This is a genomic window from Ruegeria sp. CDSB013 (assembly GCF_059611165.1).
This window is the reverse complement of record NZ_JBXWPA010000023.1, coordinates 1-25179: the sequence shown is the minus strand read 5'-3', so window position 1 is coordinate 25179 and position 25179 is coordinate 1. Positions and strand designations below refer to the sequence as shown.

Below are 25179 nucleotides of genomic sequence, written 5' to 3'. Positions count from 1 at the left end.
TCCCTTGGATTATGTGATGTCGGCAGCCCTGAGCGCCTGGCTCAGGACGTTCCGGTCGCCAATGTGGTTGGCCAGGATCAGAATTAACCTCGCGTTGATTGTATCGCTCTCGGCCTTGGTCTTGCCCTCATGCGTTGCCAGCAGGTCGGCGTAGAAATCGTCGGTTCCGTCGATATTCGGTGTCAGGGTCAGATCGCTCATTGGCTTACTTCCTTACCGGCCGCACGGCGCAAGGCAGTGCGCATCAGGGTTTCGTTGTATTCCGCTCGGCGGGCAGCGACATGCTGATCTGGTCGGATCAAGTAGACTGCCGAACTGGCTTCGCCGAGATAGCGTTTCCTGAGTTGACCGGTTGGGTCGTCGCGGGTCGAAAGAGCCAGGCGGCGCGCCGTAATCCCGTCCACCTCCAGAACTTCAGGTGCTTCTGCATCGATTGTCAAAAGGATGAACTCATCACCCAGCTTCGACAACAGGTATTCATCGCCCAGCGGTGCATCGGGGCAGGGGGCACCGGGCTGCGTCCTGTCGGGCCCGCCTGACAGCGCGTCGGGCGAATTTAGGCGGGATTCACTGTAGATGCATGGAACCGACAGCCGACCCGAGTTGACCATCGGTCGTGCGAACTCATACGTTCCGCTTAGGCTGAGCACAGCATCGCGAAATATCCGACTGGTTTCTGATTTCGGCGTGATGAAATCGGTAGACCGTGTAGAATTCAGGATGTTTTCGTCCGCGCCGTAAACCCGCTCGGTATCATAGGTGTCAAGTAGGCTCTCAGGCGCTTTGCCTTGAATAACCAACCCTAGTTTCCAGCCAAGATTGTCTACGTCCTGTATGCCGGAATTGGCACCACGCGCACCAAAGGGCGAGACTTGGTGCGCCGCATCACCAGCAAAAAACACGCGACCAGAGCGGAAGCTGTCCATCCGCTTGCATTGGAAGGTATAGATAGAGGACCAGACCATTTCATAGTCCACATCCCCCAGCATCGCGTCCAATCGACGACGGATATTCTCTTCTTTAAGTTCTTCTTTGCGGTCAACATCCCAGCCGATCTGGAAATCGATCCGCCAAACATCATCAGGTTGTTTGTGCAACAAAGCAGACGCACCAGAGCCGTGGGTCGGTTCAAACCAGAACCAGCGCTCGGTAGGGAAATTCAGATCGCCTTTCAGTTTGATATCGGCAATCAGGAAGCTGTCCTGAAAGACGCGACCGCTGAAATCGAGACCAAGCATCCCGCGCAACGGTGAGTTGGCGCCGTCGCAACCGATAAGCCAGTCCGCTTCAAGGGTGTATGGCCCATCCGGTGTCATCACCTTCAGGATGACGTAATCGTCGTGTACTTCAACGCTGTCCACACGGTTCTTGCCACGCAACTGGATCGGGGCACCCTTGTCCTGCAGCTCGCGCAGGCGATCGATCATGTATTGCTCGAAATATGGCTGTTGTAGATTGATGAAGGCGGGGTATTTATGCCCGTCTTCCGGCAACAGGTTAAATTCGAATACCTTGTCATCGCGATGGAATACCTTGCCGAGATTCCAGACAACGCCTTTTTCGAGCATCGGTTCGCCGCAGCCATAGCGGTCGGCCACTTCCAGACAGCGCTTTGCGAAACAAATCGCCCGACTGCCCATGCCGATGCCCTCATGATCATCAAGCACAACCACCGGAATACCCTGGCGGCCGAGGTCCAGGGCTGTGGCGACTCCGATTGGCCCGCCGCCCATGACCACAACCGGGTGACGCATCGGTGCGTCAATATCCTGATCGGGCGATTTCTCGTATGGATAGCTCTTGTAGGCGAGCGTGTAACGGTCATCAAACATTGGAAAACCCCTTCCCTTCAGGCGTTCAGCCTTGCAGTTGCTCCCACATTTCCAGATCCCGCTGCGCCGTCCAGATACGTGGTGTGTCGATGCCGCGGGCTTCGTCATAGGCGCGTGCAACATTGAACGGCAGGCAGTGTTCGTAGATCGCGTAGTCAGCGAATTTCGGGTCGCACGCGTCACGTACAGCGTCCCAGGCATCTTTCAGGCTGCCGCCGCTAGCGGCGACACGAGCGGCCGGGCGATAGGTGCTTTCGACAAAATCCCGGGTGGACTCGATCGCTGCTTCAACCATATCTTTTCCGAGCAGAGCATCACCGCGGCCGGGCGCAATAGCATCGACGTCAAATGCGGCGATATTGTCTAGAGTGCCACCCCAATCGTTGAAATGGCCGTCGCCGCAATAGCAGGCAGAATGATACTCGACGATGTCACCGGTAAACATGACGTTCTGGTCGGGAACGTGAATGACGATGTCACCGGCAGTATGGGCGCGACCAAGATGCATTAGATCAACGCGCCGGTTGCCGAGGTATACACTCATGCGATCCTTGAAGGTCGTGGTGGGCCAGGTCAGTCCGGGAATGCTTTCATGGCCTTCGAACAGACGTGGAAAACGCTGAAACTCACTGTCCCAATCTTCCTGACCACGTTCGACAACCTGCGCCCGGGTTGTTTCCGACATGAGAACCTGATCTGCGCCATATGCTGAAGCGCCTAGAACACGAACCGCGTGATAGTGAGTTAGAGCCAGATGCGTGATCGGTTTGTCGGTAACTTCTCTGACCTTCTCAATCACCTTGCCAGCCAGACGTGGCGTGGCCTGCGCCTCGACAATCATGACACTATCATCGCCGATGATCACACCGGAATTGGGATCACCTTCAGCAGTAAAGGCCCAAAGCCCTTCACCCACTTCGGTGAAGCTAATCGTCTTTTCACTCAAATCTCCCTGAGATGCGAATGCCTTAGCCATTGTGTTCTCCCGAAGTATGTCGCTCGCGTGACTCGTTTCGTTTCATTTGCAACGAATATCGTTACATATGAAACTAAAGTCAATCCCGTTTCGTTTGAAGTTGCGTGTTTGAACTATTGTTGCTGAGTGCATTCGAAGATTTTTTGCGAAGTTGCCGGCGTAAAAAAATGTTGTCCATTCCAGCTATTTTTGACGCCAATCATGCCGACCGTCGTAAAGAACTGCATTACCATTAAGCGCCTGATAGACCCAATGGGTTGGTTCGAGGCTTAGCGCTAGTGGCTCCTACGTTGGATAGGATCGAAATGGTCAACATGAGCCGTAAGCGTCGATTCCCATTCGGTCTCTCTCAGTTTCCACATGGCGCCGTGTAGACGGGACAATTTGATTGTTCCTGGATTCTCAATCGTCGCGGCCAATGTCCTGCGACAGAATCTGCTGACGGCGATCATGGTTGGGAAGCTTCTGAAAAAGAAACGACACCGGTGACGCCACATTTTTGGGCCATGTGAGCCAGAGGCTGTCTCAGCCAGTCACAGGTCTACGCCCACCAACATCCAGCACCCAACACTTGGTGCCTTCGAACACGGCGGTGGTCAGGGCGTGGCCATAGCCTGCTCCTGTATCCAGATTGATACGGTTTCCATGATGTTCAGGTGCGGACACGTGGCTGTGGCCATGGACGACTAACCATGGATGTGGATCTATATGGTTCAGGAATTCCTCACGAATCCATATCAGATCGTCGTGGTCTTGCTGCTCCAGTTTCACCCCGGGTCGAATACCTGCATGCACGAACAGCAATGCGCCGTCCTGATGGAACGGCTTTAGCCCGTTCAGAAAATCGATATGAGCCTGAGGGACGGCCTGTTTGGCTTTGGCGTGAACTTGATAAATTCTGTCCACGTTGGTGGCTTCAACCCCATAGGACTGCAGCGTTTCGATCCCGCCGATCCGAGGATGAAGCCAGTGATACCCGACCAGCAGGCGCGCATCATTGCGCGGATAGTCCTCCAGAAACATTGCGCACATCTGGTCATGATTGCCACGTAGAAAGACCCAGTTCTTACCGTTGGCGTTCCCTCGGACCAGCAGATCCAAAACCCCGCAACTTTGCGCACCCCTGTCCGTATAATCGCCAAGAAACACGATCTTGGCGTCTGGCCCTCCATCCCGTTCGATCCGGTCCAGTGCGTCTTCAAGCATCCCCAGTTGGCCATGGATATCGCCAATTACATAAACCGGATCTGACATGAGTGTTCCTTGTCGTCGTCTTCAGGCGGTAGTTGATTTGGGATCAGCCCACCCAGTCAATGCTAATGTCTTCGCGAAAAGCAAACCGTACCAGATGCGCTTCGATGACTTCCTGCCAGCGGTTCAGATCTCCGCGAGGGCCGGTCTTAGCCGTCAGCGAAAGGCTGGTTTCACCTGCGACCAAGGTCAGCCGATTTCCGCCCGGAAATTCCACGCTGCCGTGGGTGTCGTCGAAAGCCACCTGGGCCTTGTGGGACCAGTGCTTGCACAATTGCTGCAGGTACTTGCTGGCCGCTTCCGTTTGGGCAACACCCGAAACGCTTTGGTCAGGTAGCAACGCCAAGGCTTCATCGGCGGCCCGGCGCACCGCCTGCGCGAACAAAGTAACGTCGATGTTTGTAGCCAGGAAGGTCGCCCCCAGATCCAGACATTTACGCTGCATGGCCGGATCAAGTGTCAGTATCCCGGCAAATTTGCCTGCCGCGACGACCCGAGCTATCGCGTCCAACACAGCCTCTACCACTTCTGTATGACCAGCATCACCAATATGGCCCATGTCAGCAGCCAGATCGGAGGGGCCGAGAAAGACCCCATCAACGTCAGAGGCAAGAATATCGTCTAGTGCCTCTAACCCGGCGCGGTTTTCCACCTGAACAAGCAGGCAGATTTGTTCATCCGCCGTTTTCAGATAGTCCGGGATCGCCGCAAAGCGCGAGGCCCGTGCCAACGCCGATCCCACGCCCCGAACCCCGTAGGGTGGGTATCGCACAGCCCGCACCAAATCCCGCGCCTGATCTCCGCTTTCGACCATCGGCACCAGAATATTCTGAACGCCGGCATCGAGGTATTGCTTGATCATCCAGGTTTCACCGATCGGCAAACGTGCGACCGGTTGGCTGCCGCTTCCTTCGATGACCCGCACCTGTTCCAGGATTGAGCGAAGATCGTTTGGGGCGTGCTCTCCGTCAACGAGCAGCCAGTCGAAATGGGACGTGGCCGCGATTTCAGCGGCATAGGTGTCGGCCATTCCAATCCAGCAGCCGACCTGTGGCTGACCAGCCTGCAGCGCGGCCTTGAAAGCGTTTAGTGGCGCAGGCATCCCGGCCTCCTTTAGGCAAAGTTGATACCGACTGAGCCAAATGGCCCGAAATCAGCATGGATTTCGGTGCTCGGCGGGCATTCGACGGGTCGTATAAAGCTACCGGACAAGATCACCTGACCCGGTTCTATGCTCTGGTCGTACTGCGCCATACGACGGGCCAGCCAGACGACGCTTTCGACCGGGTCGTTCAGAACACCCGCGCCCAGACCGGTTTCCTCGATCTCACCATTGCGGAAGGTCAGTGCCCCGACCCAACGCAAATCAAATGCATCTATCGCGTGACGCTCAGGGCCTAACACGATGCCCGCATTGGCGGCGTTGTCGCTGATTGTGTCATAGACGGTACGCGTTTGTCCGGTCGCGGGGTCGACGCGCTGAATACGCGTGTCGAGGATTTCAATCGAAGGCGCGACGTAATCCGTGGCGGCAATGATGTCGTCACGGGTGACGTTCTCTCCGCCTACCGGAGATTTCATGACAAAAGCAATCTCAGCCTCGATCCGGGGTTGGATGAACCGGCCCGCAGGAACGGTTCCGCCGTGATCGAACTTCATATCATCGAACAAAATTCCGCTGTCGGGGATGTCGATATTCAGCGCATATTGCATCGCTTTCGAGGTCAACCCGATTTTCCAGCCGATCACCTTGCGCCCTTCGGCCAATTTTTGTTGATAGATGGCGTTCTGCACCTCATAGGCGTCGCTCATCCCCATTTCGGGATGGCGCAGAGTCAGAAGGCCAATCTGTTCGTGCGAACATTCAGCCTGCAATAAGTCGGCTGCGGCACGGGCGTGATCTTCCGGGGTCATGCCCTCTCATCCTCTACTGTGTTGCGCAGAGTGCCAATGCCCTCGACTGAGATTTCCACTACGTCACCCGGTGCCAGGTACTTCGGTGGATCAAACCGCGCACCCGCACCCGTCGGCGTGCCGGTGACGATGATGTCACCAGGCAGAAGCGTCATGAAGGTCGAAATATATTCGATCTCGCGCCGGATCGGGAACATCATGCGATTCAGCGTATCGTCCTGGCGCAACTCACCATTCACATGGGTCTGAATTCGGGCATCGTCTAACTGGGCCGCGTCGGTGAATGGCATCAGCCACGGACCGATGGCACCGGAATTGTCCCAGTTCTTTCCCTGCGTGACGTTGAACTTGGCATGGCGGACCCAGTCGCGGATTGTGCCTTCGTTACATAAAGTCAGGGCAGCGATGTGATCATAGGCATCTTCCTGCGAAATCCGCCGACCGGATTTGCCGATTACAATTGCGACCTCACCTTCGTAATCCAGCGTGTGGTTTTCCGGTGGGCGGATCAGCGGGCGGTCGTGCCCGGTGAAACCGCTGGCAAAGCGCGGAAACAACGACATGTATTTCGGCTGTTCGCTGCCGTCTTTGTATTCTGCGTTGCGGTCGGGAAAGTTCACTCCGACGCAGAGGATGCGGCGGACATCCGGCATCACCATTTCGTAAGTGAATTCCTTGTGGGTCACTTCGCGGCCTGCTGCGGCCTTGGTCAACTGTTCAAACCCGCCCGCGGCGATCACCTCGTAAAGGCTAGCCTGATCGGGAAAGGCGTCGTTTAGCGCAATTGCACCGTCCTTGGTGATCGCGCCGAAAAAAGTTGCTCCGTTTGCGGTGAAAGTTGCAAAGCGCATCAGGCCTCCTCGGCGGCGTCAATGCCACCCATGCACAAGTATTTGAGTTCCATGAAGTCATCCAGCCCATGGCGCGACCCCTCGCGCCCCAGACCTGACATCTTAACGCCTCCAAAGGGCGCTTCGGCAGTTGAGATCAGGCCGGTGTTGATCCCGACCATGCCATATTCCAATGCTTCTGACACGCGCCAGACACGGGCCATGTCGCGGGAATAGAAGTACGAGGCGAGGCCGAATTCGGTATCATTGGCGGCTGCGATAACTTCGCTTTCCCTGTCGAATTTGAACAAGGGCGCGACTGGGCCGAAGGTTTCCTCGGTCGCCACCGCCATGTCTGTGGTCACGCCAGTCAGGATGGTCGGCTCGAAAAAAGTGCCACCAAGGGCGTGCGGCTTGCCGCCCAGTGTGACTGTTGCACCCTTGGCGGTTGCGTCTTTGATATGCTCAGACACTTTCGCGACTGCGGCTTGATCGATTAGTGGGCCAAAGACGGTGCCCTCGTCAAAGCCGTTTCCAGTCGGCAGTTTTGCGACCTTGGCGGCCAGTTTTTCGGCGAACGTGTCGCAGACCCCGGACTGGACATAGATGCGGTTGGCGCAGACGCAGGTCTGGCCGTTGTTTCGGAACTTGGCGATCACTGCCCCTTCGACTGCCGCGTCCAGATCTGCGTCGTCAAACACGATGAACGGCGCGTTGCCGCCCAATTCCAAACCTAGCTTCTTGATCGTAGGTGCGCATTGCGCATAAATCATCGCGCCGATTTCGGTGGACCCGGTAAAGGTCAATTTCTGCACGATTTTGCTCGAGGTCATCTTACCTCCGATGGCGCGCGCTGATCCAGTGATGACCGAGAACAATCCCGCAGGCAACCCGGCTCGCTCGGCCAGAACTGCCAGCGCGATAGCCGAGAACGGCGTCTGGCTGGCAGGTTTGAGCACCATGGAACAGCCTGCCGCTAGTGCGGGTCCCGCCTTTCGCGTGATCATGGCATTGGGGAAATTCCACGGCGTGATCGCGGCAACAACCCCAATCGGCTGTTTGATGGTGATGATCCGCTTATCCGGCGCGTGGCCGGGGGTGACGTCGCCATAGGCGCGGCGGGCCTCTTCAGCGAACCATTCGATGAAGCTGGCGCCATAAGCGATTTCACCCTTGGCCTCAGCCAGCGGCTTGCCCTGCTCGGCGGTCAGGATAGCGCCAAGATCATCCTGGTTTTCGATCATCAGCTCATACCAGCGGCGCAGAATTTGGCTGCGGTCCTTCGCTGTGCGCTTGGCCCAGCCCTTCTGTGCACGGTGCGCTTCGGCGATTGCTTCGGCCGTTTCGGCCGCCCCAAGATTGGGGACTCGTCCGATTAGATCACCAGTTGCCGGGTTGGTCACTTCCAGAGTGGTGGATACCTCAGTGGCACCGACCCATTTGGAGCCAACCCGCGCCGCTTCGATAAGCAACGTGGGGTCGTTGAGACGTAAATCTGTCATTTGCAGGATTCCCGTGTCTCGGCCTCAGACCGAAAAGCTGATATTTGCCTGACCCGTTCCGGAACTACCGAAATACGGGGTGTAGATGTCGATCTCGCCTTTGTAACTGCCCCATCCCAACGCACCGAACAGCAGCGCAGTGTCATTCATCGCACACTCGCCCGTACATTTCTTGGCGTAGTCAGGCAAAAGGTCCAAGAATTCTTCGAACCGGCCCTGTTCCCACAATTCGAGAACGCGCATATCCATCTGGCGGTTGAACTCGCCATTCACTGCGTTCAGACCCTCGACCGAGCGCTCATTCGGCGTGAAGTCATGACTTAGAGACCCGGATGCCAGAATCGAAACATTGCGGTTCGAACGCCGGATGCCTTCGGCGATGGCTTCACCCCAAACGCGGTTCTCAGCGATAGACGAGAACTGGTTGACCGCAACTGGCAGCACCCGGGCATTCACATCGTCATTGATAAAATGCATCGGCAAAAGGGTACCGTACTCCATTCCCATGTCGGGATGCGAATGACCCAGAGCCCGTTCCCCACGCTCTCTCAGAACGTCGAGGATGATTTCACCAAGTTCGTGATCACCGCGATAGTCGAACTCCATATCCGCCAGCATGTGCGGCAGTTCATGGCTAATAAAACGGCCCTTGTGGCGCTCTTTTGTGTTCAGGTGAAAGCCCTGATTGGTGATCCAATGTGTATCGAATACGATGAAGGTGTCGACCTCGCGGTCAATCGCGTCCTGACGCAGACGTGCGTAACCATCTATCGCAGGTTGCCGGATACCTTTGTATTTCGGCATCGTGTGGGACATCCAGATGCTCGGCACATGTGTGATCTTAGCAGCCTGTACAATCTTTCCCATGACAGTTCCTCCTCACTTAAGGTGGCGTCTGACCGCTTTGGAAGGGAGAGCGGACGACCAGACGTCGTTTGGTCCGACTCTCAAAGAGTTCATGGACCATAGATGTGCGCGCGTATCTTATCTTTTTACGAGCGGCACCTTGTCCAGACGTCGCTCGGAAGGCGTTACTTTCCCAACTGCATAATCTTGTGCTGACCAATGGCAAAGCCCACGTGTTTCTGCTCCATATAGAAGTCAAAGCTCCAATCACCGCCGTCGCGACCGATACCTGACGCCTTTACCCCGCCAAAAGGTGTGGGCAGGTGGCGAACATTTTCCGAATTCACCCAGATCATCCCAGCTTCCAACTTATCGGTAAAACGCAGGGCGCGTGTAAGGTCGTTGGTCCAGACATAGCCGGTTAACCCATAGGGCGTGTCATTGGCGATCTGCAGCGCTTCTTCTTCGTTCGAGAATGGAATGGAAGTTAGCACGGGGCCAAATATTTCCTCACGCGCGATGCGCATGTCGTTATTGGCATTTGTAAACAATGTCGGGCGTACGAAATACCCGTCGTCACCAACCTTGACGCCACCGGCCGCGAGGGTCGCACCATCCTCTTTGGCGATGTCAAAGTATGAGGTCACCTTGTTGTAATGTTCCTCGGTGACCAGCGGGCCGATCTCAGTTGCAGGGTCCAGGGGGTGCCCGACCTTGATGTTGTTCACACGCTCGACCAGTTTGGCCTCGAATTCTTCCTTGATAGTGTCCTGCACCAGCAGCCGCGAGGACGAGGTGCAGCGCTCACCGTTGATCGAGTAGATCATGAAAATCACCGCATCCAGAGCTCGGTCCAGATCGGCGTCATCAAACACGATAACGGGGTTCTTGCCGCCCAGTTCCAGGTGCATCCGCTTGAGCGTATCGGCACCCTGCTTTGTGATGATGCTGCCTGTCCGGCTTTCTCCGACAAAAGCGATGGCTTTGATCAAGGGGTGCTCTGTCAGCGCCTTACCGGCATCAGGGCCAAACCCGTTCACAGTATTCAGCACGCCCTTGGGCAGCCCTGCTTCTTCGGCGATTTCCACCAACAGGCGGGCGGACAAAGGCGAGTCTTCGGCTGGTTTGTGGACCACGGTGCAGCCCGCGGCCAGAGCGGGCGCGATTTTCCAAGTCGACAGCATGAAAGGCGTGTTCCACGGAGTGATCACACCAACCGGGCCGATAGGTACACGGGTGGTGATATTCATCAACGTCGGCGATTTCAGGTGTTGCCCGTCGCGAGCCTGCACGACTTGATCCGCAAAGTAGCGAAAATTCTCGGCACCGCGCAGCGCCGCCTTGGACATGAACCGCAATGTCTGACCCGTATCCCAACACTCACACAGCGCAATTTCTTCTGCCCGGGCTTCGATCGCATCGGCAACGTTTAGCAGGATCCGGCGGCGTTCGGTGGCGGGCATGTCGCGCCATTCAGTAAAGGCAGCATGGGCCGCTTTGACCGCCGCGTCGATATCGTCGGACGTGCCGTGCGCAACGTCGCAGATTACTGATTTATCCACCGGAGAGGTGGATTGGAAAACGCCCGCTGCGCCATCCCGGTCTTCGCCTGCGATACGGTTCTTGATGCCCGTTTCTTTGAACCGGGCCAGAAAGCCTGCCAGTTTCTCGATATTCGTATCCAGTACGCTCATGCGTCAGGTCTCCTGCTTTGTCGCAGCCAAATGATTCCGGATTGTGCCGGTCTTGGGCGAAAGGTCTGGGTCGATGTCACGCATCTCTAGTGAAAGCGCGATAGAGTGTTTCGAGAAGGCCGGTTCCAGATACGCTTCAATCGCGTCAAAGATACGCTGTGTGGCGTCCTTCTTAACGTCGTCAGGACGGCCAGCGCGAAGGCGGATTGAGATGTCCACAAAGCCATGCTTGGGATTTCCATCCGCAATGGCAAAATAGTCGACACGCGTGGCGCGGACGCGAATTCCCGGCATTGGAAAAGCCTCAATCCCCGCAGCGGTGTCTCGTATGCATTCGCACAAGCCACCGATGTCGACACGATCGTCCAGATTGCCGGAGTATTCGACGTGGAAGTGTGGCATGACCTCTCCTTTACTACTTAACATGTTTAGTAAATTGCATCGCGACCGTCAAGAACTTGCTTTGTTAATCTTTGCAATTCCTGAAATGGCGTTCTAGAAGGCTGGAATGAACCGACAAAGCCATACCACGAGAACCTCTCGCGCTCTTCCGATTGCACTGCTGCGCGCACGCGAAACCGTCATGGCCCCAATTCGGGATATGCTGCAGGGGATACAGCTGACCGAGCAAAAGTGGCGTATCCTTCGTGTTCTGGACGAAATGGGCGAAGTGGAACAAAGCACTATTGCAAATGAGGCCTGCCTTTTGCTTCCCAGCCTGACGCGAATTCTACGCACGATGGAGACTGATGGGCAGATATCCCGCCGTCAGGGCAGCACGGATAAGCGCCGCACCATGGTGAAGATCACCGATGAGGGGCGTCAAATTCTTGAAGAGAACCTTGCGACCTCGCTGGCGATTCACAATACAATCGAGGCGCAAATGGGACAGGAAAAAATCGACAACCTACTGGATCTACTTGAGGAATTGCAGGCCGTAAAGGTGTGACCCCGACCTTGAAGACCGGGGCCAGCGTGATCACTAAAGTCTCGCTAGTCCTGTATCCAGGGCTGAAAGGATCTTGGCTACGTCATCAGACGTGATGACCAGCGGCGGAGACAATATGATGTTGTTTCCAGATACACGGACCATCACGCCATCTTCATAGGTCGCTTTTTGAACCTGCAGCGGAAGATGTTTGGCAATTGGCGCCTTGGTCGCACGGTCCGAAACCAGTTCTAGCGCGCACATCAGGCCTTCACCCCCTCGCACGTCACCGACTACGTCGTATTTGTCGGCCAGTTTTTTCAACCCGGCAAACAACTCATCCCCCCGTGCAGCTGCGTTTTCCCATACCCGCAGGCGGTTGATCTCGGCCAGCGAGGCCAAGGCTGCGGCCGCGCCAACCGGGTGCCCGGAATAGGTGTAGCCCTGATCGACAGAAGCTCTGCCGGTAGTGTCGCTTTCGAACACCTCCGCAACCGCGCCAGAGATCATTGCCGCGCCGAATGGGAAATAGCCGTTTGTGATGGCTTTGGCCGTTGTCATGATATCGGGGTGCACCCCCCAATGTCTCGCGCCACTTTCGCTGCCTGTACGCCCAAAGGCAGTAATGATTTCGTCCGAAATCAGCAGAATTCCGTGTTTCGAGCAGACCTCACGCACCATGGGCATAAAGCTCTTGTGCGGCGGGATAACTCCACCTGCGCCCAAGATTGGCTCCATGATGAATGCGGCGACGGTGTTTGCTCCCTGGAATGCAATTTCGGCCTCCAGCGCTTTTACGCAAAGCTGCGCAAGACGCTCAGGGTCTGTCTCATCGAACGGGTTGCGATAGGTCCAGGGTGCGGGCACGTGGAAACAGCCCGGCATCATCGGTTCATAGGCCGCGCGGAACTTTTGATTGCCATTGACCGAGGCAGCCGCGAAGTGGGTGCCGTGATAGCCCTGTTTCAGGCTGATGAACTTGGTACGGCCGGCCTCGCCTCGAACTTTGTGAAACTGACGCGCCAGTTTCAGCGCGATCTCAACCGAATCCGATCCACCCGAAGTAAAGAATGCACGGGTCAATCCGTCAGGCGCAAAGAACTGCGCCAACTCATAAGACAATTCGATCGCCTTGTCGTTGCTGGTGCCGCGAAAGGTTGAATAATAGGGTAGCGCGTTCAGTTGATCGGTGATGGCCTGCTTCACCGGATCACAGGAATAGCCCAGATTGACGTTCCATAAGCCACCCACTGCATCCAGCGCCTTGTGACCATCTACATCAATGATGCTGACCCCTTCACCTCCGGTCAGAATGGTCGGCGGGTTTTTCTGGCTGTCGGCCGGGTGCGCCATTGGTTGCCAGAAATGTCGGGCGTTGTTTTCCTTCAGAAAGTTGGAGTCTTTCATGTAACGTGTCTCCGGAGATTTAGTCCGCCCGTCAATCATGGGTGGAATTCGGTTGGAAAAGTTTCGGGCATCTGGCCGCCAAAGTTTGCGGTCAGTTCTTTCGAAAGGGTGTGGAGTGAGGTCAAAATCAGCGGCTGTCGCGCGCGGGTTGCACGAATTTCGGGAACGGCAATCGCAATGGTTCCAATCGCGATCTGATCAATACCGAAGATAGGCGCCGCATATCCGAAGACACCATCTTCAAAGCTGCCATTACTATTGGCCCAGCCCGCCCGGCCGATTTGTGCAACCCGGTCACGAATAATCTTTGGGTCCGTCATTGTTGCGTCGGTAAATCGGGTGAGTGTGTCGGATTCCAAGCGTTCCAGAAGGAAAGCGGGACCGAAGCTCAGCATACATAATCCCGAAGCAGTCGCGTTGACCGGAATAATTTCGCTAGGGTCCAAACTTACGCGAACGCTGTGCTGCGTGGTTTCGACCACCAGCGCAGTTTGCAGAGTGTCTTTTTCAAGCAGCGTAAGGTGCAGGCTTTCGCCAACCTCATGCATCGCGGCCTGCATTTTCTGGCGTGCACCATCAAGGCCAGGCTTGGCAATCTCGCGCAGGGCGGCCAACCGTAGAGCAGCTGGTCCGATGGCATATGATTTCGTCTGCGGATTCTGCTCGATCAGGCCGAACTCTTCCAGTGCTCGTAAGTGGCGGAGGGCGGTCGCCTTGTTCAAACCAGCCAGACGCGCAATGTGACTCAGCCCGATTTCCGGCTGAGAGCTTGAAAAGTACTCTAGCATTTTCAAGGCATTAAGTGCGGTGCCCATGTGTTTTGCCTCCTCCCGGTCAGGTTATACTTGACAGAATAAACTTAACAACGCAACATTATTATTGTTAACGCGGTTCATTTATTGAACCACTAACGGGAGGTGTCAATGAAGAAATTTCTAGCAACCGCCGCATTTGTAGCGTCAGCAACCGCTGCACTGGCAGAGTATCCAGAGAAACCGGTAACTTTCGTGGTTCCATGGCCTCCGGGCGATCTTGAAGACGTGCTGACGCGAATGATCGCGGACGAATTTCAAGCCATGTACGATGTCCCGGCTGCGGTCGTGAACAAGCCCGGCGGCGGCGGCGGTCCGTTCCCAGGTGCAGTCGAAGTCGCCACTGCCCCAGCGGATGGATACACCATTGGTTCTTTCGTCATTGGCGTTCCCGTCATTGGACCGGAAATCGGTATCCCTGAACTGAACCCGAACCCGTTCGATCCGATCGGTATTTTTCTGACGTACCCATTCGTAATCGCATCCAGCAAGGATGCGCCGTTCTCGAACTGGGAAGAACTGGCAGAACACGGCAAGGACAATGATTTGGCGCTTGGTCATTTCGGCTCGGTCTTGCCGCCCACGCAGGTCACCTTTGCTGCTGCTGTCAGCAGCGGATTTGATTTTGCAAGTGAAGCAGCCTTTGACGCGTTGGATTGCAACACGCTGGCATCAGGTGACGTGGACGTCATCAACACTACGTTGCAACTTGTTCTACCTTGCCTGGATGACGTGAATATTCTGGCAAGCATTGGTGGCGAGCGGATTTCGCTGATCCCCGATACGCCGACGATCGTCGAGCTCAACCCGGATCTGCCGCTGGCATTGTGGAACGGCCTGTTCGTTCACAAGGATACTCCACCCGAGGCACGTGAAAAAATCACTGCGGCAGCACAAAAGGCGGTGCAGTCGGACAAGGCCAAGCAGCTTGCTGAGGAAACCGGTGCTTTGATCTACTGGCAGGACCCAGACGCATCCAACGCTCAGATTGAGCAAGACAAATCCTCTTTCGCTAAGATTGAAGAAATTCTGGGCGAGTAAGATCCAGATCGGGCGTGGGGCACTGCCTCACGCCTCTTTCAGGTTGGGAGGAAACGATGATTGCAAAGACTTTACAGGACATGTTCAAAAGATATCGCCGACCCGGCGATGTCGTTTTCGCCGTACTGTTTTTGGCATTCGCGGTGTTTCTTTTGTCCCAGCTGGGTGATCAGACCAAGGTCGTCAAACGAACCAAATGGTTCGCGCAGCCGGGTCTTTGGCCCACAATTGCAATCTGGTGCATGGTGGTGTTCGGGTTTCTGCATTGGCTTAGCTCGGCCTTGTCAGACCGGATCAGCGGCCGCTGGACCGAGGTCGGGTTCTGGGTTCGGTCGTTCGAATATGTTGCCTATTTCCTGATCTATGTGCTGGTGGTTCCGCAGCTGGGATATCTACCCTCAACCATGTTGTTCGCAGTCTTCCTGACCCTTCGTGTAGGGTTTCGTGGTGCAAATGCTATCGGAATAGCTGCGTTGTTCGGCTTTGTGGTCACCATCGTTTTCCGTGGCTTTCTTCAGGTCAAAATCCCCGCCGGAGCGGTCTATGAATACCTTCCGGATTCCGTGCGCGCCTTTGCGCTGACCTATCTGTAAGGGGCCACTATGGAAACGCTTCTTTCCGGTATTTCAATCCTGCTACAATGGCAGGTAATCGTCGCCCTGCTGATCGGTTCGATCGGCGGTGTCATCATCGGTGCATTGCCCGGCGTAGGTGCGGCAGTGGCCATCGCAATCCTGTTACCTGCCACCTTTGCGTTCGAGCCCATCGTAGGACTAACCCTGTTATTGGGTATCTACGGCTCGTCCATGTATGGCGGAGCCATTCCCGCGATCCTGATCAACACCCCCGGCACAGCGGTGAACGCGCTGACCACTTATGACGGATATCCCATGACCAAACGGGGGCAGGGCCACCGTGCGCTGTCTCTGGCGTATTCGGCCTCATTCTTCGGGGGCGTGTTTGCGATCATCTGTCTGATGGTGTTGTCACCGGTTCTGGCCCTTGTCGCCCCACATTTCGGCAGCCGCGAGATTTTCCTGGCTGCGCTATTGGGCATCATTCTGGTTGTGCTGGCCCACCGGGGCCAGATTTTTGCCGCTGGTATGCTGGCGGCCTTCGGCATTTTCCTGAATTCGGTGGGGCTGGAGCCCGTGAAGTACACCCGCCGGTTCACCTTCGATCAAAGTTGGCTGGCTTCCGGCATTGATCTCATTGTGGTCGTGCTGGGTCTGTTTGCGATTAGCCAGGCATTTCTGCTGCTATTGGAAAAGAACCACGCGCCAGGCGACACCCATGTAAGTGGCAATATCTTTGCCGGTCTCAAAGAACTTCTGGGCGTGAAACGCGTTGCCACCGTGTCCTCAAGTATCGGCGTTTTCATGGGCATGGTGCCGGGTACGGGCGAGTTTACATCGCAATTTTTATCCTACACCTATGCTCAAAAGACGTCAAAAAACCCAGAAAAGTTTGGTGATGGCTCACCCGAGGGACTTGTAGCGTCCGAGGCGGCGAACAACGCCGTTCCAGGCGCTGCGATGATTCCTCTGCTGGCTCTGGGTATTCCTGGCGAGGCGCTGACGGCGATGATGCTGTCCGTGTTTTATGTCCACAACGTGATCCCCGGACCGCAGCTGTTCGAAAACCAGATGGATTTCGTATTGGCCCTGTATATGGCGCTGATCCTGCTTAACGTGATCGTTCTAGTGTTCCTGCTATTTTCGACGAACCTGCTGCTGAAGATTATCCAGATCCCGACCCGGTTCCTTGGTGTCATGATCCTGATTTTGGCATTCGTGGGGGTCTATAGCCTGCGCAACTCGATCACAGATTGTGCCATTGCTGCCGGGTTCGGGGTTTTTGGGCTGATCCTAAAACGGCTGGACCTGCCGATTGTTCCAATCATTTTGGGCATGGTTCTTGGCGGGATTATGGAAACCAAGTTGCGCAGCGCAATGGCACGGGTCAAGACGCCGCTCGACTTCATCGACCGGCCCATCGCGGCCATTCTGTTTGGCCTGATCGTTCTGATCCTGATCCTGCACTGCCGAACGCTGTATTTCGAATTCAAAAACAAACTGCGGCCGGAACCTACGATGCAACCCGTGGATTCCGATAATCCGAACCAGCAAGGATAAGCGACCTATGGATCAACTTGCCATCGACACGCTACGTGGTCAGCCCGTACCGGCCCGGAGCCTTCTGATTGATGGGCGTCACGAGGCCGCAGCGGCAGGAGGGCAACTGGATGTCATTTCTCCAATTGACGGTCAGGTTCTAACGCAAATTGCCGAGGGCACCCCCGCGGATATGGAGCGGGCTATTGCGGCGGCCCGCACGGCGTTTGAAGACGGACGCTGGTCGCGGGCTGCACCTTCTGTACGCAAGAAGGTGTTGTTGAAACTGGCCGATCTGATTGAAGAACACGCTTTGGAACTGGCCGTTTTGGGCGTGCGGGACAACGGCACTGAGATCAACATGGCCATGAAGGCCGAGCCGATGTCGGCTGCGGGCACGTTCCGCTATTATGGCGAGGCCATAGACAAGATCTATGGTCAGATTGCGCCCACAGCTGAAAATGTACTGGGTCTCGTGCATCACGCGCCTGTCGGCGTTGTCGGGGCGATTGTGCCTTGGAACATGCCAATGATGATCGGTGCGTGGAAGATCGCGCCGGCGCTGGCGGCGGGCAACTCGGTGGTGTTGAAACCTGCGGAATCGGCCTCGCTATCGCTTTTGCGATTGACCGAATTGGCGCTTGAGGCAGGTGTGCCGGACGGTGTCCTGAACGTTGTCACAGGCAAAGGCAGCGTGGTTGGTGAAACACTGGCCCTGTCGATGGATGTAGACATCATGGTTTTTACCGGCTCGGGCGCGACAGGGCGGCGGCTTTTGGAGTACTCCGCGCGCTCGAATTTGAAACGCTGCTACTTGGAGCTTGGCGGAAAGTCCCCCAACATCGTGTTCAACGACGCCCCCGATCTTGCGCAGGCGGCCAAGGTCTCCGCCGCAGGTATTTTCCGAAATTCAGGTCAGATTTGCGTCGCGGGATCGCGCTTGCTGGTTCAGGAGGATATTCACGAAGATTTCGTCGCCGAGATTGTCAAACACGCGCAGGCCTTCCGCGTCGGCGATCCACTGGACTTGAACACACAGATCGGGGCCGTGCACTCATTGCCGGAATTGGAAAGCAATCTGGATTTCGTCGCCCAAGCCGAAGCGGAAGGTGCTGAGCGCCGTGCCGGCGGTGACCGCATTCTGACGGAAACGGGCGGCTATTATATGGCACCCACTGTAATGAACGGGGTTAAGCCGACCGACAATCTGTTCCGCAATGAGGTCTTTGGTCCGGTTCTGGCCGTGACACCGTTCAGGGACGAAGATGAGGCACTGCGCCTGGCAAATGACAGCGTTTATGGATTGGCCTCGGGCGTGTGGACTGCAAACCTGAGCCGGGCCCATCGCATGGTGGCGGGCATCCGCTCTGGCGTCGTTCACGTCAATACTTACGGCGGTGCGGACGCCACTGTGCCTTTGGGTGGTGTAAAACAGTCTGGCAACGGCCACGACAAGTCATTGCACGCAATGGAAAAGTACTTCGATCTAAAAACAGCCTGGATTCAGTTGTAAGACAAAAGCCTGGGAGGAGAAGATTACCATGGGCGAAAAGACTATCTTGCTGATCGGCACCTATGACACCAAAGACCCCGAGATGCGCTACATCGAAGAGTGCATCACGGCGCAGGGTGGCAACGTGCTGACCATGGATGTCTCGGTTCTTGGGGATCCAACCACGCCCACGGACATTTCCAAACATGATGTGGCCGCGGCCGGTGGTATGACCATAGATGAGGTGATCGCGCTCGGTGACGAAAACAAGGCTTTTCGCGTGATGTCGCGGGGCGCAGCAACGCTTGTTGCGCAGGTCTACGCCGAGGGAAAATTTGATGGGATGCTCGCAACTGGTGGCACGATGGGCACCGATCTGGCACTGGATTGTGCGCAGGCTTTGCCAATGGGTGTGCCGAAATATATCGTCTCCACCGTCAGTTTTTCACCGCTGATTCCGCCGCACCGTTTGGCGCCGGACATTCAGATGATCCTGTGGGCGGGCGGGCTTTATGGTATGAACTCGGTTTGCCGCTCATCGCTAAGCCAGGCGGCAGGTGCTATTTTAGGCGCAGCCCGCGCCGTCCAGCGCGCCCGGCGAGATCGCCCGATGATCGGAATGACCTCGTTGGGCTCATCCTGTCTGCGTTACATGAAAACTCTGAAACCCGCGTTGGAAGAACGGGGATACGAAGTGGCCGTGTTCCATTCAACGGGCATGGGCGGTATGGCATTTGAGAAGCTTGCGGGTGAGGGAGCTTTCTGCTGCGTAATGGATTTCTGCATGCAGGAATTTGCCAACATGCTTGCAGGTTCGTTGGTGTCCTCGGGGCAGGACCGGCTGACAAATGCAGGGCGCGCGGGCGTGCCGCAAATGGTGGCCCCAGGCGCGCTGGATCTTTTGGATTTTGCGGGTTGGCAGGACATTCCCGACCAATATGCCGACCGTCCGTTCCACGAACATAATCGCCTGATCAAAAGTGCGGTGTTCAATGCAAAAGAGCGACGGGCCGCTATTCGGGAAATGGCCGATCGTCTAAAACAGGCTACTGGCCCAACCCATTTTTTCCTGCCCACCGGCGGTGTTGAGGAATGGGATCGCGAAAGTCAGGAAGCGCATGACCCGGAAGCGCTTGCCGAAATGGTTGATGAGGCCCGCAACGTGATGCCTGCGGTTGCATCAACTACGGAAATTAGCGCTCATATCAATGACGACGCCTTCTGCGATGCTGTACTCAAACAGTTCGACAAATGGATAAATGACGGGGTGGTTAAGGCGACATGACCAGAAAAGCCAAGAACATCCTGTTTATCATGTTCGATCAGCTTCGGTTCGACTACCTGAGCTGCACTGGGCATCCAAGTTTGAACACGCCTCATCTGGATGCGCTTGCGGGCAAGGGAGTGCGGTTCTCCCATTGCTATGTTCAATCGCCCATCTGCGGTGCCTCAAGGATGAGCTTTTACACAGGGCGTTACGTGCACAGCCACGGCGCCGCCTGGAATAATTTCCCGCTCAAGGTCGGAGAGGTCACTCTGGGCGATCATCTGCGCGAAAGTGAGATGGATAGTTGGTTGATCGGAAAGACGCATATGAGCGTGGATCAGGCAGGGATGGACCGTCTGGGCATTTCGCGCGACGGAGTGATCGGAGCGCGTGTCGCGGAATGTGGTTTTGATGTCTTCCTACGTGATGACGGCTTATGGGGTGAGGGGCCGCAAGGCTTTTATGACAAAAGACGTTCACCCTATAACGAGTATCTTAAAGGGCAGGGGTATGAGGCTGAAAACCCCTGGCAGCATAATGCCAATGCTGGGGTTGATGAAGACGGTGGTGTCGCTTCGGGTTGGTTTATGCGGCATGCTGATAAGCCTGCAAACATTAAGGAAGAAGATAGCGAAACGCCTTGGCTGACGGGACAGGCGATTGAATTTATAAAAACGCAGGATGCAAATTCCGCTGGGCCATGGATGTGCCACCTGTCCTATATCAAGCCGCACTGGCCTTACATTGTTCCAGCGCCGTATCATGACATGTACGGGGGGGAAGATGTTTTGCCGGTGGTCCGCTCGGATGGCGAGTTACAGAACCCACATCCTGTCTATGAACAATTCATGCAGAACGAAATCGGCCAAACCTTTAGCAAGCCGGGCGTGCGTGAAAAGGTGATACCCGCCTATATGGGGCTGATCAAACAGGCTGACGATCAGATGGGCCGCCTGTTCAATTGGCTAGAAGAAAATGGTCATATGGAAGATACGATGATCGTCGTGACCTCCGACCATGGGGACTACCTTGGCGATCATTGGATGGGGGAAAAGGATTTGTTTCATGACCCGTCAGTGCGCGTTCCTCTGATCATCTATGATCCGTCACCAGAATCAGACGCAACACGTGGCACTGTTTGTAGCGCGCTAGTCGAAAGTATTGATCTGGCAGCAACATTTGTTGATCTGGCAGGTGGCGATGTCCCGGATCACGTTATCGAGGGCCGCTCGCTACTGCCGTTCCTGTATGGCCAAAACCCCGAGGCATGGCGCGAGTATGTGATTAGCGAATATGATTATTCCGCCACGCCCGAAGCCGCGGCTTTGGGTCTTGATCCCAAACAGGCACGCCTTTTCATGTTGGCGGACAAGGATTGGAAGTTCATCTTTGCCGATGGTGGGTTTCGCCCGTTATTATTTGACCTGAAAAACGACCCTAAAGAGTTGAATGATCTCGGTGCCGACTTGGGCCATGCCGAGGTTATCAACATGTTCATGAAGCGCTTGTCAGAATGGGCGCGCCGTCCATCGCAACGTACAACGGTTTCAAATGACACGTTGCTGAAGAAGCGAGACGGGAGTGCGGCCGACGTCGGTATTTTTATCGGTGTTTATGATGAGCGTGAATTGCCCTACGATGTAATAGAGAAAACGATCAGGCGCCCGTGAGACTTACTGGGTTTTGTCCGCTGTTCCGGCCTCCAAATGGATTGCGATTTTGCGGTTGCAGCTAAAGTCCGGAAAGCGGGCTGCGACCGCAGCATTTGAAGACTGTGCTCAAGGTCGTGTGTGGGTGGCACCTGCATTGCAAGTGTTTTCTGCGTTGATGGCGGCGGTCCGTCAGTACTGTCGTGTGTTCGGCCTGTTCACGCAGCCAGTGTATTTGGCCGCCGGCCATGATGAGTTCCGCAAGCAAGGTTCCTATCGGCTAATCGACCTCGATTGGGGCCGCGACATTGGTCGGAGCGTCCTGGCTTTTGGTTGACTTAGGTCCGCATCGTCACATCAAATGCCTTGCATCTCTGGGCTGGTCGGCCTGGTCAGGCGGACGGCTGCCGGTATTCCTGTTGTTTTGTCAGCATCACCCAGATTATCCAGGCGCTCTGGATGCTTCCTGCCCATCAGCGCCCGTGACGTCATGCCGGTGATCAAGAGTTTTCGGATGTATCGGTCGCCTTTCTTAGTAATCTTGCTTAACTTTTCCTTTCCGCCGCTGGATTTGTTGAGCGGGGTCAGCCCCAGCCAGGCTGCAAGGTCGAGGCCGGTCCTGAATTGCTTAGCGTCACCGATGTTCGCCACAACGGCGGAGGCGGTAACCCCAGCAAGAGAAAGCATAGTGTGTTTAATGCTCAGGGTGATGATGCGCTAGCTTTGGTCGATGAAGCTTGGAAAAAACGCGGAGCACCTGATCCAAATGATCCATTAGCATATGTGGTCCCAATGGGTCGGACGATAGGAACGGCTGGCGAAACCAATATTCGGATTGTTACTATGACCAGAAACGGCAGCGAAATCAGGACAGCTTATCCATGGCCCTAAAGAAACATTGGTGTCCAAACTGCGATCAAGGTTGGGTTGTGCCAGTTCGAATAAAACCTACTGGGCAGATCGTCTATGTATGCGAAGAATCTGAAGAGACTTGGTTGTCAGAGGAAGACATTATGCCAAGCCCTTGGTCGGAAGTTCCGAAGCAAGGTCATTACTGTTATCTCAATAATCTGATGGAGTCAGCGGGCTTAGGCGCGACTGAATACGAGGGTCTTGTATGGCTAGAGGTGGAGTGAATGTGCTCTTTCGCCTAGTTCAAGCTTTCCTGATTTTGCTGTTTACAGTCTTTGGTGCAAGTTCGGCTTGGGCTATACCTGACGGCTGGTCTGAAATCCACTATCCGGTCGCCGTCAGCTACGACGATAGTCGACCAGGTGATCTAGCATTTGCGGCCAGAGCACCTCCCCAAGAGCTAAATCACGTGAGCGCGAGCTCTCCCGCCATTTTTGATCCTGCAGCAGTAGGTTGGTTCGGCCATGCTTTTGGTACGGCCAATCAATCGATCAACCTCGGCCATTTGACCCGGCTCACCGGGCCTAATGTAGCGCCTACCGGCGCACTGAACTCAGTAAACTATCACGCTGTGGCGTTGGATGTTTCGATCGCAGGTGCTCATCTAACGAACGTGAGCAGTAGAGGCGCGCTGCACCGCTGGAGTGTTGCAAAGGAAGTATCAGCGTTTTTCCACTCCACAATTGCCACAAATAAGGGACCGTTGCCACCGCGTGTCGATATTTCTGATGACCTAAATCGTATCAATCGATCTGATGTTGATGCTCAATACCTCTACCGAGACCCTGATGCTGGTCATGGAATCGAGATTACGGTTAATAATGGCTCCTTGGAATTCAATGTCGCAGCGGGTGGTGATGCGGCGGCGCTCGGGTCAGGGACAGACATGTTCAATAGTGCAATGCTTCGCCTACAACGTGATGGGGTAAAGGTTGATAGAGTGCAAGGTGTGTGGATTCCAGGTACGGGCAGCGATAACTATTCGCAGTTCATCAATAATGTGAATTCAGGTATGACTCGAACTGACGCAGCGAGGAATACATGGACTGGACGCATCGCAGCCAGCCATGGCTATACGGAAGTTGTTGAGACGACCAGGCCTGGTAGTAACGTTATCGATTTTGAGTTCGTGAGGCCGTAGTATGAAACGAAACTGGGCAAGTAGAGTTGACGATGGCGCTAAACCGTCGGAGCTTTTGTTAGAAGTACTGGAAATTGACCCTAGTTTATCAGGAGGCCAACTTGCTGGGTTTATGATGGAAGAATTTCCAGGCATTTACAGGCATGCAGGGACTTTTGTATCCCGATGGATTCGGCCAGGTGCAACTACTACTCACGGCCTGACCACAGCAGATATGGACGAGCGTGTGCTCGAACTGATTGCCGAATGGAAAGCCATGCGTAAAGACAATTAAAGGGTGTAAACCTGAGGCTTGAGTTTTCTTCGCCAAATTATTGGCTTGATTACTACGATGCTGCTCTCGATTTTGAGTGCGGCGGCTATGCCGATGGTACCATCAGAGCATATCCGAAGTATTGACATGGAAAACGCAATTCAAAGAGCAACTGTATCCCTCATTCAGCAGTTTATAGGTCGGCTAGACGATGAATGGCTGGACGACTATCAATCGACTGCTGAACACGGCGAATGGGGCGTAGCATTCGAAAACCTGTGTGAGCAGCTGTTTGAATTCGACGTTTTGCCAGACGAGCAGGAATTTCAAACAATCTGCGAGATTGGTGAAAGCATGAAGATCGATCCACAAAGATGGAATTTTCTTGCCCCCCAAAAAATTGAGTATGTTCGGCCAGTTGCGTCATATCATCGGCTTGGTCATTGCAGTGTTGATCACCGCTTTCGTCCGCGTTCCACTCGGAAGATGCAATGTTGCGTGCGGATACCGTTATGAGAGGGCAACCACTTCAAGACGCAATAGCCGCAAACCCGACCGCTAATACTCATAGGTTTACATTTGACGTTGGCGAGGACGTTGGCAGAGGGTATCGACGCATTGGATCAGCTAACCCAAACAATGTCGGGCGAAATGGGCCGCCGGAAAGGGTTGATGGACTAACGCACGTCCAAGTCGCAGTGGAACGAAATCCAACAACAGGGGAATGGGAAACAATAACAATGTTCCCATCGCTACCATGATGAATTACTCGCAAAAGTTTCCTAATCTGACACACCTACTTGATGTAGCTTCTATCGGCATAACAGAGAACGAGCTGAAAGGTCTTGTTAAGCGTGAGACAGAGCGTCACTCAGCTTTGAGACTCGAAATCATTAGTTCCTTTGAAGCCCCCAGCTTTTCTTGGATGGAAATATTGAACCACCCTGATGTTGGTGAGGTTTATGAGGCAGAAACAGATGAGGAAGCACGTGAGTTCGCAATAAAAATGTTCTTAAAACCTGCAACAAGCTAACGGCCCTTGACCCAGTCCCTTGATCCGGGCCGTTAGGCTGTAGAATCCGTTCCTTTTTCTTTATCAAGGACTTCTTTGTTCCACGCACCATTGGCAGCGTCATCTTTGAAGTTGGCACCGCATGTGCAGGTACACTTATCAAATTCGGTGGCAAAACTTGCCTGCGCGTCGGTGACAATCTCCTGGCAGCAACCGCAGATGGTGCGGGTGAGGTGAACGGTCTACCGCGCAAGATCGTCATCGACAAAAGTGGAGCCAATACAGCTGGTATCAAGGCGATCAACA

General features: G+C 55.0%; 25 protein-coding genes and 2 pseudogenes. 13 read left to right on the top strand and 14 right to left on the bottom strand.

Going from position 1 to position 25179, the window contains the following annotated elements; translation table 11 throughout:
* Positions 1-9 precede the first annotated feature (9 nt).
* From AC2FJF_RS23595 to AC2FJF_RS23545, 11 genes are all read right to left on the bottom strand, one after another.
* Positions 10-201 carry a DUF2783 domain-containing protein gene (locus AC2FJF_RS23595; RefSeq protein ID WP_109310896.1) on the bottom strand — a complete coding sequence of 64 codons (192 nt, stop codon included), beginning with the start codon at positions 199-201 and terminating at the stop codon, positions 10-12.
* Positions 198-1832 (bottom strand): FAD-dependent oxidoreductase, encoded by a 1635-nt coding sequence (locus AC2FJF_RS23590; RefSeq protein ID WP_496727449.1) that lies wholly within the window; start codon positions 1830-1832, stop codon positions 198-200. Before AC2FJF_RS23590 ends, AC2FJF_RS23595 begins: the two co-directional genes overlap by 4 nt.
* A 25-nt stretch (positions 1833-1857) precedes the next feature.
* On the bottom strand, positions 1858-2808 hold the full coding sequence (locus AC2FJF_RS23585) for an MBL fold metallo-hydrolase (protein ID WP_496727448.1): 951 nt from the start codon (positions 2806-2808) through the stop codon (positions 1858-1860).
* 525 nt (positions 2809-3333) lie between these two features.
* Positions 3334-4062 carry a metallophosphoesterase family protein gene (locus AC2FJF_RS23580; protein ID WP_496727447.1) on the bottom strand — a complete coding sequence of 243 codons (729 nt, stop codon included), beginning with the start codon at positions 4060-4062 and terminating at the stop codon, positions 3334-3336.
* A 43-nt stretch (positions 4063-4105) separates the two neighbouring features.
* On the bottom strand, positions 4106-5161 hold the full coding sequence (locus AC2FJF_RS23575) for an aldolase/citrate lyase family protein (RefSeq protein WP_496727446.1): 1056 nt from the start codon (positions 5159-5161) through the stop codon (positions 4106-4108).
* A gap of 11 nt (positions 5162-5172) precedes the next feature.
* Positions 5173-5973: a 2-oxo-hept-4-ene-1,7-dioate hydratase gene (gene hpaH / locus AC2FJF_RS23570; protein ID WP_496727445.1), complete on the bottom strand. Its 801-nt coding sequence runs from the start codon at positions 5971-5973 to the stop codon at positions 5173-5175.
* On the bottom strand, positions 5970-6824 hold the full coding sequence (locus AC2FJF_RS23565) for a fumarylacetoacetate hydrolase family protein (protein ID WP_496727444.1): 855 nt from the start codon (positions 6822-6824) through the stop codon (positions 5970-5972). Before AC2FJF_RS23565 ends, hpaH begins: the two co-directional genes overlap by 4 nt.
* Positions 6824-8305 carry an NAD-dependent succinate-semialdehyde dehydrogenase gene (locus tag AC2FJF_RS23560; protein ID WP_496727443.1) on the bottom strand — a complete coding sequence of 494 codons (1482 nt, stop codon included), beginning with the start codon at positions 8303-8305 and terminating at the stop codon, positions 6824-6826. Before AC2FJF_RS23560 ends, AC2FJF_RS23565 begins: the two co-directional genes overlap by 1 nt.
* Before the next feature lie 24 nt (positions 8306-8329).
* On the bottom strand, positions 8330-9172 hold the full coding sequence (gene hpaD, locus AC2FJF_RS23555) for a 3,4-dihydroxyphenylacetate 2,3-dioxygenase (protein ID WP_496727442.1): 843 nt from the start codon (positions 9170-9172) through the stop codon (positions 8330-8332).
* A 164-nt stretch (positions 9173-9336) separates the two neighbouring features.
* Positions 9337-10845: a 5-carboxymethyl-2-hydroxymuconate semialdehyde dehydrogenase gene (hpaE, locus tag AC2FJF_RS23550; RefSeq protein ID WP_496727441.1), complete on the bottom strand. Its 1509-nt coding sequence runs from the start codon at positions 10843-10845 to the stop codon at positions 9337-9339.
* 3 nt (positions 10846-10848) lie between these two features.
* The gene (locus tag AC2FJF_RS23545; protein ID WP_496727440.1) at positions 10849-11247 is read right to left on the bottom strand and encodes a 5-carboxymethyl-2-hydroxymuconate Delta-isomerase; all 399 of its coding nucleotides are present in this window, start codon (positions 11245-11247) and stop codon (positions 10849-10851) included.
* A gap of 106 nt (positions 11248-11353) precedes the next feature.
* Here AC2FJF_RS23545 and hpaR point away from each other — a divergent pair, with 106 nt between their 5' ends.
* Positions 11354-11794, top strand: coding sequence for a homoprotocatechuate degradation operon regulator HpaR (hpaR, locus tag AC2FJF_RS23540; protein WP_058281156.1), 441 nt, complete (start codon positions 11354-11356; stop codon positions 11792-11794).
* A 33-nt stretch (positions 11795-11827) separates the two neighbouring features.
* On the opposite strand, the gene AC2FJF_RS23535 is transcribed toward hpaR, so the two are convergent.
* Positions 11828-13180, bottom strand: a complete 1353-nt coding sequence (locus AC2FJF_RS23535; protein ID WP_496727439.1) for an aminotransferase class III-fold pyridoxal phosphate-dependent enzyme — start codon at positions 13178-13180, stop codon at positions 11828-11830.
* 35 nt (positions 13181-13215) lie between these two features.
* Positions 13216-13995: an IclR family transcriptional regulator gene (locus AC2FJF_RS23530; RefSeq protein ID WP_496706734.1), complete on the bottom strand. Its 780-nt coding sequence runs from the start codon at positions 13993-13995 to the stop codon at positions 13216-13218.
* A 108-nt stretch (positions 13996-14103) separates the two neighbouring features.
* On the opposite strand from AC2FJF_RS23530, the gene AC2FJF_RS23525 reads away from it, so the two are divergent.
* From AC2FJF_RS23525 to AC2FJF_RS23495, 7 genes are all read left to right on the top strand, one after another.
* A complete protein-coding gene (locus tag AC2FJF_RS23525; protein ID WP_058274540.1) occupies positions 14104-15033 on the top strand; it encodes a tripartite tricarboxylate transporter substrate binding protein in 930 nt (309 codons plus the stop codon).
* 80 nt (positions 15034-15113) lie between these two features.
* Entirely contained in the window at positions 15114-15626 is a 513-nt protein-coding gene (locus AC2FJF_RS23520) for a tripartite tricarboxylate transporter TctB family protein (RefSeq protein ID WP_496727438.1), read from the top strand.
* A gap of 9 nt (positions 15627-15635) precedes the next feature.
* On the top strand, positions 15636-17168 hold the full coding sequence (locus AC2FJF_RS23515) for a tripartite tricarboxylate transporter permease (RefSeq protein WP_058278613.1): 1533 nt from the start codon (positions 15636-15638) through the stop codon (positions 17166-17168).
* 7 nt (positions 17169-17175) lie between these two features.
* Entirely contained in the window at positions 17176-18660 is a 1485-nt protein-coding gene (locus tag AC2FJF_RS23510; protein ID WP_496727437.1) for an aldehyde dehydrogenase, read from the top strand.
* Positions 18661-18688: 28 nt separating this feature from the next.
* Positions 18689-19924 carry a Tm-1-like ATP-binding domain-containing protein gene (locus AC2FJF_RS23505; RefSeq protein ID WP_496727436.1) on the top strand — a complete coding sequence of 412 codons (1236 nt, stop codon included), beginning with the start codon at positions 18689-18691 and terminating at the stop codon, positions 19922-19924.
* Positions 19921-21576: a sulfatase-like hydrolase/transferase gene (locus AC2FJF_RS23500; RefSeq protein ID WP_496727435.1), complete on the top strand. Its 1656-nt coding sequence runs from the start codon at positions 19921-19923 to the stop codon at positions 21574-21576. Before AC2FJF_RS23505 ends, AC2FJF_RS23500 begins: the two co-directional genes overlap by 4 nt.
* A 124-nt stretch (positions 21577-21700) precedes the next feature.
* A complete protein-coding gene (locus AC2FJF_RS23495) occupies positions 21701-21892 on the top strand; it encodes a hypothetical protein (protein WP_496727434.1) in 192 nt (63 codons plus the stop codon).
* 55 nt (positions 21893-21947) lie between these two features.
* On the opposite strand, the pseudogene AC2FJF_RS23490 reads toward AC2FJF_RS23495, so the two are convergent.
* A pseudogene (locus tag AC2FJF_RS23490) lies at positions 21948-22242 on the bottom strand (transposase); the annotation flags it as partial.
* A gap of 430 nt (positions 22243-22672) precedes the next feature.
* Between AC2FJF_RS23490 and AC2FJF_RS23485 the strand changes: the two are divergent.
* From AC2FJF_RS23485 to AC2FJF_RS23465, 5 genes and pseudogenes are all read left to right on the top strand, one after another.
* Positions 22673-23608 (top strand): hypothetical protein, encoded by a 936-nt coding sequence (locus AC2FJF_RS23485; RefSeq protein ID WP_496727433.1) that lies wholly within the window; start codon positions 22673-22675, stop codon positions 23606-23608.
* Between the two features lies 1 nt (position 23609).
* Entirely contained in the window at positions 23610-23882 is a 273-nt protein-coding gene (locus AC2FJF_RS23480; RefSeq protein ID WP_496727432.1) for a hypothetical protein, read from the top strand.
* Positions 23883-23900: 18 nt separating this feature from the next.
* Complete coding sequence (locus AC2FJF_RS23475) at positions 23901-24377, top strand: MafI family immunity protein (RefSeq protein WP_496727431.1); 477 nt, start codon at positions 23901-23903, stop codon at positions 24375-24377.
* Between the two features lie 208 nt (positions 24378-24585).
* Positions 24586-24894 carry a hypothetical protein gene (locus tag AC2FJF_RS23470; protein ID WP_496727430.1) on the top strand — a complete coding sequence of 103 codons (309 nt, stop codon included), beginning with the start codon at positions 24586-24588 and terminating at the stop codon, positions 24892-24894.
* A 203-nt stretch (positions 24895-25097) separates the two neighbouring features.
* A pseudogene (locus tag AC2FJF_RS23465) lies at positions 25098-25179 on the top strand (IS6 family transposase); the annotation flags it as partial.

Coding starts and splice junctions, on each gene's coding strand:
- AC2FJF_RS23530 (WP_496706734.1), bottom strand. CDS start 13,995: ATGGGCACCGCACTTAATGCCTTGAAAATGCTAGAGTACTTTTCAAGC.
- AC2FJF_RS23520 (WP_496727438.1), top strand. CDS start 15,114: ATGTTCAAAAGATATCGCCGACCCGGCGATGTCGTTTTCGCCGTACTG.
- AC2FJF_RS23565 (WP_496727444.1), bottom strand. CDS start 6,824: ATGCGCTTTGCAACTTTCACCGCAAACGGAGCAACTTTTTTCGGCGCG.
- AC2FJF_RS23595 (WP_109310896.1), bottom strand. CDS start 201: ATGAGCGATCTGACCCTGACACCGAATATCGACGGAACCGACGATTTC.
- hpaR (WP_058281156.1), top strand. CDS start 11,354: ATGAACCGACAAAGCCATACCACGAGAACCTCTCGCGCTCTTCCGATT.
- AC2FJF_RS23510 (WP_496727437.1), top strand. CDS start 17,176: ATGGATCAACTTGCCATCGACACGCTACGTGGTCAGCCCGTACCGGCC.
- hpaH (WP_496727445.1), bottom strand. CDS start 5,973: ATGACCCCGGAAGATCACGCCCGTGCCGCAGCCGACTTATTGCAGGCT.
- AC2FJF_RS23585 (WP_496727448.1), bottom strand. CDS start 2,808: ATGGCTAAGGCATTCGCATCTCAGGGAGATTTGAGTGAAAAGACGATT.
- AC2FJF_RS23525 (WP_058274540.1), top strand. CDS start 14,104: ATGAAGAAATTTCTAGCAACCGCCGCATTTGTAGCGTCAGCAACCGCT.
- AC2FJF_RS23515 (WP_058278613.1), top strand. CDS start 15,636: ATGGAAACGCTTCTTTCCGGTATTTCAATCCTGCTACAATGGCAGGTA.
- AC2FJF_RS23485 (WP_496727433.1), top strand. CDS start 22,673: ATGGCTAGAGGTGGAGTGAATGTGCTCTTTCGCCTAGTTCAAGCTTTC.
- hpaD (WP_496727442.1), bottom strand. CDS start 9,172: ATGGGAAAGATTGTACAGGCTGCTAAGATCACACATGTGCCGAGCATC.
- hpaE (WP_496727441.1), bottom strand. CDS start 10,845: ATGAGCGTACTGGATACGAATATCGAGAAACTGGCAGGCTTTCTGGCC.
- AC2FJF_RS23480 (WP_496727432.1), top strand. CDS start 23,610: ATGAAACGAAACTGGGCAAGTAGAGTTGACGATGGCGCTAAACCGTCG.
- AC2FJF_RS23560 (WP_496727443.1), bottom strand. CDS start 8,305: ATGACAGATTTACGTCTCAACGACCCCACGTTGCTTATCGAAGCGGCG.
- AC2FJF_RS23505 (WP_496727436.1), top strand. CDS start 18,689: ATGGGCGAAAAGACTATCTTGCTGATCGGCACCTATGACACCAAAGAC.
- AC2FJF_RS23470 (WP_496727430.1), top strand. CDS start 24,586: ATGGGAAACAATAACAATGTTCCCATCGCTACCATGATGAATTACTCG.
- AC2FJF_RS23545 (WP_496727440.1), bottom strand. CDS start 11,247: ATGCCACACTTCCACGTCGAATACTCCGGCAATCTGGACGATCGTGTC.
- AC2FJF_RS23500 (WP_496727435.1), top strand. CDS start 19,921: ATGACCAGAAAAGCCAAGAACATCCTGTTTATCATGTTCGATCAGCTT.
- AC2FJF_RS23590 (WP_496727449.1), bottom strand. CDS start 1,832: ATGTTTGATGACCGTTACACGCTCGCCTACAAGAGCTATCCATACGAG.
- AC2FJF_RS23535 (WP_496727439.1), bottom strand. CDS start 13,180: ATGAAAGACTCCAACTTTCTGAAGGAAAACAACGCCCGACATTTCTGG.
- AC2FJF_RS23575 (WP_496727446.1), bottom strand. CDS start 5,161: ATGCCTGCGCCACTAAACGCTTTCAAGGCCGCGCTGCAGGCTGGTCAG.
- AC2FJF_RS23580 (WP_496727447.1), bottom strand. CDS start 4,062: ATGTCAGATCCGGTTTATGTAATTGGCGATATCCATGGCCAACTGGGG.